This window comes from Pontibacterium sp. (genome assembly GCF_041587635.1).
GTDB lineage: Bacteria > Pseudomonadota > Gammaproteobacteria > Pseudomonadales > Balneatricaceae > Pontibacterium.
Map to the genome: position 1 here is coordinate 1 of NZ_JBFGYC010000247.1, position 5,615 is coordinate 5,615.

Annotated in this window: 5 protein-coding genes and 1 pseudogene; 2 read left to right on the top strand and 4 right to left on the bottom strand. The window is 52.7% G+C overall.

The window, feature by feature from the left end; all coding sequences use genetic code 11:
• Positions 1 to 416, bottom strand: a pseudogene (locus ABYW01_RS12555) (C4-dicarboxylate ABC transporter); the annotation flags it as partial.
• A 138-nt stretch (positions 417 to 554) separates the two neighbouring features.
• Positions 555 to 1,544, bottom strand: a complete 990-nt coding sequence (locus ABYW01_RS12560) for a TAXI family TRAP transporter solute-binding subunit (RefSeq protein ID WP_193952347.1) — start codon at positions 1,542 to 1,544, stop codon at positions 555 to 557.
• Between the two features lie 362 nt (positions 1,545 to 1,906).
• Between ABYW01_RS12560 and ABYW01_RS12565 the strand changes: the two genes are divergently transcribed.
• Complete coding sequence (locus ABYW01_RS12565) at positions 1,907 to 2,239, top strand: SMR family transporter (RefSeq protein ID WP_372833174.1); 333 nt, start codon at positions 1,907 to 1,909, stop codon at positions 2,237 to 2,239.
• Between the two features lie 11 nt (positions 2,240 to 2,250).
• Entirely contained in the window at positions 2,251 to 3,837 is a 1,587-nt protein-coding gene (locus ABYW01_RS12570; protein ID WP_372833176.1) for an ATP-binding protein, read from the top strand.
• Positions 3,838 to 3,854: 17 nt separating this feature from the next.
• Here ABYW01_RS12570 and ABYW01_RS12575 read toward each other — a convergent pair whose 3' ends face one another.
• Positions 3,855 to 4,835, bottom strand: coding sequence for a TAXI family TRAP transporter solute-binding subunit (locus ABYW01_RS12575; RefSeq protein WP_372833177.1), 981 nt, complete (start codon positions 4,833 to 4,835; stop codon positions 3,855 to 3,857).
• A 310-nt stretch (positions 4,836 to 5,145) separates the two neighbouring features.
• Positions 5,146 to 5,615, bottom strand: a 470-nt coding sequence (locus ABYW01_RS12580) for a LuxR C-terminal-related transcriptional regulator (protein WP_372833178.1), incomplete at its 5' end; no start/stop codon positions are given.

Below are 5,615 nucleotides of genomic sequence, written 5' to 3' on the forward strand. Positions count from 1 at the left end.
AGATCCTGAGTATTTGGTAACCCCGGGCGGCCAACCAACTGCTCGTAAAACAGGTAAATATAAGACGCACTGAACGCACCCAGCAGGCTCAGTACAGTATCGGTCACAGGAATATGGTGTCGGGGAGATCGGGCCAGCGCAGGATACGCGGTAAAAGCTAGGAAAGTCGCAAACCCCAGATGGATCGCCCGGACTTCGGTGTCGTTAAAAATGCCAAAGCTGCCAATCAGCGGCCAGTCATAAAACGGCAGTGGAGATGCTATCCACAGCTGAAACAGGGACCAAAACAGCGCAACAGCCAACAACAGCTTGCCCTGCCAGCCTTCGGGAATACGCGCGCCGGTATCATTCGCGGCGACCATCTCCTGAAGTTCTTTTTCGTCGACCTGATCCTGTCTGCTTTGCAGATTCGTCATATCAGCTCCAATAAAACAGAGTGGAAAAAAGAGACCTCTGCCCTACTCGGGCTGATCTGCACATCAGAAAGTGAGCAAGACAAAGGTCTCTGGAGAAGGCTTAAAGCCTCCTAACTAAAAAAGCGTGGGAATGCAGGCTTACATCCAACCCTTTTCTTTGTAGTAACGAACCGCACCGTCATGCAGAGGAGCAGACAGGCCGCCGGAGATCATCTGCTTAGGATCCAGGTTGTTGAAGGCAGGGTGCAGACGCTTGAAGCGATCGAAGTTATCGAATACCGCTTTAACCACCTGATATACAGTGTCAGCGTCAACGTCAGCGGAGCTTACGAAGGTTGCAGCGTTACCGAAGGTTGCTACGTCTGCGTCAGAACCTTTGTACAGGCCGCCTTTGATGGTTGCATTTGCGTAGTAATCATTTTCAGCGATCAGCTTGTCGATCGCAGCACCTGTTACAGGGATCACTTTTGCATCACAAGAAGTCGTTGCTTCTTTGATCGCACCGGATGGGTGGCCAACGGAATAGATCATTACGTCCAGCTTGTTATCACACAGTGCCTGAGCCTGCTCGGAAGCTTTCAGCTCAGCTGCCAGCTTGAAGGAGTCACGCGTCCAGCCTTTCTCAGCCATGATCACTTCCATGGTGCCGCGAGTACCGGAACCCGGGTTGTTCAGGTTGACACGTTTGCCGACCAGATCATCGAAAGATTCAACACCGGAGTCTGCACGGGCAACGACGGTGAATGGCTCGTTGTGTACGGAGAACAGTGCACGCAGGTTTTCAAACTTACCCTGGTCCATGAAGGTCTTGTGCTTAGTGCCGTTCAGCGCGTGGAACTGCCAGTCAGACTGGGCCATACCCATGTCCTGCTGACCCTGACGGATCGCATTGATGTTAGCTACAGAACCACCGGTAGAAGGCGCAGTACACTTGATGCCGTGGTCTTTAGTTTCACGGTTTACCAGACGGCAAACAGACTGGCCTACAACGTAGTACACACCTGTCTGACCACCCGTACCGATAGTCACATAGGTTTGTTCTGCACTCACTGTGGTTGCAGAGAAAGTAGCAGCCAGACCAACCGCTGAGGAGAAAAGCGTCGTTGCGAGTTTGTTCTTCAGAGACATGGGAACCCTTCTTATCGTTATCCACCCGCAATGCGGGCATTAAATAAGTTCTTTACAGCAGCTCACTCGCTACTGTCCTTTTTCCCTGTCATCCGATGTAAAACACATCGATATGACAGGAATACCGTCTTAAAGGAGACCTCTCTAACATAGGGGAAAGGAGGCACCACCCAGACCGCCTGCCATGCCAACAAAACCTCCTCGCGTGCCACTTTGCACAAAACCCTGCGCTAAGTTGCCAAAACGGGCTAAAGTCTGCCTATGTAAGCCGTGGCCGATGACGTTATTTCCCGCTTGTTCAACGCCAACGGTTTGTGAAAAACTTTCTGCCTCAGTGATCACTATCAGGAAGACACTCTTTTATGAAAAACTGGCTGTTTCTGGGCGTTGCCATTGCTGCAGAAGTCATTGCGACCACCGCACTAAAATCCAGCGATGGTTTTTCTAAGCTATGGCCTTCCCTGTTGGTGATCACAGGATACGGTGTCGCGTTCTATGCACTATCGATGACACTGCACAGCATTCCACTGGGTGTGGCCTATGCCATTTGGTCAGGTCTGGGCATTGTATTGGTGAGTGTGCTGGCGCTACTGATCTACGACCAACACCTGGACCTGCCCGCGCTCATTGGCATTGGCCTCATTATCCTGGGTGTTATCGTGATCAATCTGTTCTCAAAAACTTCTGTGCATTAATCGAAGGCGCTATGAGTCTGCTGCAACGTTTCAACCAACTTCGTTATCAAAAACCGCTGGGGATTCGTTTGCTGGCAGCGATCCTGCTATGCAGCTCGGCGATTACCCTGATCGCCACCGGCACCCAGCTTTGGCTCGATTACCGTTATGAGCTGTCGGCGATTGATGAACGCCTGCAACAGATCGAAGCCAGCTCCCTGAACAGCCTCTCCAACAGCCTTTGGGAGATCAGCCCGGATCAGATTCAGGTCCAGCTCGACGGTCTCTACCAGCTGCCCGATATCCGTTATCTAGAGATCAGTTCCCAGTATGGCGATTTCTATGCAGCGGGCAGCCGACCGGAAAAAGGCCCCATCGTTGAACGACACTACGATCTGCAGCACAAGGCAGGCAATAACACCGTGTATGAGGTGGGTAAACTGACGCTGATCATCAGCCTGGATGAGGTCTACCGTCGCCTGGGGGATAAAGTACTGGTGATCCTTGCCTCACAGGGGATCAAAACGTTTCTGGTATCGATCTTTATCCTCACCATCTTTCACCGTCTGATCACCCAACATCTGGGCACCATGGCGCAATATGCCCGTCGCCTGAAGCTGGATCATCTGGACCGCCCGCTGATTCTCAAGCGCAATGGCAAAGCCCGCGATGACGAACTCAGCCAGGTAGTGGATGCGATGAATGGCATGCGGGAATCGATGCTGAAAGATATGAGTAAACGTGCCGAAGCGGAGCATGCGCTGGAAAAACTGAATGCCGAGCTGGAGCAAAGGGTCACCGACCGCACCCAGCAGCTGGAAGAACGAAATCAGGAACTGCACGACACACTGGAAAAGCTGCAAGCCACGCAACAACAGTTAGTTGAATCCAAAAAACTGGCGGCTCTGGGTGGACTGGTGGCGGGCGTTGCCCACGAAATTAACACCCCAATAGGCATTGGTTTTACGGCAGCCTCCTTCCTTGCGGATCAGGCCACACTGCATAAGCAGCAACACCCAGACGATCCACTGGCGGATACAGCGGTGGAGAGTAGCCAATTGATCTGCCAGAATCTGGAGCGCGCCGCCCAGTTGATCAGCGCCTTCAAACAGGTATCAGTCGATCAATCGAGCGAGCAACAGCGTCAGTTTGATCTGATCCAGTATCTGGATGAGATTCTGCTCTCCCTGCGCCCACGCCTGAAACGCTGTAACCCCGAAGTGATCATCAACGGACCCGATCAGCTGTTGCTAGACAGCTATCCGGGCAGTTTCTATCAGATCTTCACCAACTTGATTCTGAACTCGCTGCTGCATGGGTTTGAAAATCAGCCCGGCGGAAAGATCACCATCACACTCATCCCGCAAACAGACAGCCTGCGGATCGACTACGCTGACAATGGAGTGGGGATTCCTGACGGCTGGCAGTACAAACTGTTTGAACCGTTTATGACCACCAAGCGTAATCAGGGCTGCAGCGGTTTAGGGATGCACATCACCTTCAATCTGGTGAGTCAGCTATTAAACGGTCATATATGCTGTGTACCGGATGAGAGCGGCGCACACTTCCAGATTGATCTGCCGTTGGAGGTGAAGGATTCAACTGGATCGGTCAGCTAGAGACCGTACCGGGGTCGTTAAGGTTTGAGCAATCCGGCGTCTTGGAAATAGCGTTGCGCGCCCGGATGCATCGGCGCCGCCAAAGACGGCTTCACCATATCTTCAATCTTTAAGTCGACAAAGGCAGGATGCATGCGGCGGAAACGCTCGAACTGACTGAACAGGGATTTCACCACGGCATACGCCACTTCATCCGGCAGATCAGCACGGGTAAACAGGGTCGCATTCACCCCGGCGGTATGCACATCGGGCTGGCTTGCATCGTAGTAGTCCCCCCGCAGGGACAACGGGTGATAATGAGGGTTGGTGGTGATCAGGGTTTCAATATCTTCCAGTGACAGACTAACCAGCTGACTGTCGCAGTCACGCAAGGCTTCCTTAATCGCCCCACTGGGATGACCCACCACATACAAGGTCGCATCGATGCGGTTTTCACATAACGCGTCGGCCTGATTGGCCGGTTCCAGCTGGTGCACCTCAGCGAAATCATCCAAGCGCCAGTTGCGTGCCGCCATCAGCATCGCCAGTGTAATTCGTTGGCTGCTGCCCTCTTTACCAATATTGATACGTTTATTGTAAAGATCAGCGAAACTCTTGATGCCACTGTCGGTACGGCTGAGTACTGAGATGTATTCGGGATACAGGCTGATCAGAGCACGCAGTTGTGGGTCCGGGCGGTCAAACTTACCGTGACCGTTCACCGCGTTAAACAGCTGGCCCGCTTCAGCGATTCCCATGTCCAACTTGCCGCTGGAGACTTTTCGAAGATTCGTAACAGAACCGGGCGTGTTACGCACCGCACAGCGGATACCATGCTGCTCGCGGGTCAGATTCACCAGACGGCACAAGGCACCGCCAGCCGGGTAATAAAGCCCCGTTACACCACCGGTACCTAAAGATACGAGACGACTTTCCGCATAAGCGGGGTTCAGCGCACAGAGGCCGAATGCAATGCTAAATACTACGCAACCGGTCAGTTGCTGCAGCCAATCTCTCATTATTGTTCTCTTGGATCTGCACAATCAGCGATGGGCCAGTGTATCAAAGTTCCGAGTCTGTCACATAGAATGCAACAATACACAAACCGGACGTAGGTTGGTGACGAGCGAAGCGATTCCCAACATCACATTCAACACCATATCTGTAGGGCACCCCTTCAGGGTGCCGGCAGGCTGAATGCCTGCCCTACAATGGAAAGTACTGACGTAGGTTGGCGACGAGCGAAGCGATTCCCAACACCACATTCAATATCGGATCTGTAGGTTGCCGACGAGCGAAGCGATTCCCAACATCCATCCGATTCCACAATCACAAACTGATCAGGTTATGCTCCAACGCATACTTGGTCAGCCCTGCGGCCGTTTGGATATTGAGCTTCTGCTTGATGTTCTGACGGTGGGTTTCGACCGTACGCACGGAGATATCCAACGCACGGGCGACTTCTTTATTTACTTTCCCTTCTGCGATCAGCTTGAGCACCATCTCTTCACGCTTGGTCAGACCGGTATCCGGTTTTTCGGGCTGGTCACTTTTGGCAAACTCGCTGAACAGCGCCTCGGAAGCTCCTGCGCTAAAGTAGGTGCCGCCCTGATGAACCGTCTGGATCGCACGAATCAACTCGTCAGATGACACATCTTTCAGCACGTATCCCGCCGCGCCACTCTGGATCATCTTGACGATGTATTCGCGGTTTTCATGCATGCTAAGGATCAACACCCGCACATCCGGCTGATCATTCTTGAAATGCTCTGCCGCTTCCAACCCATTCATTACCGGCA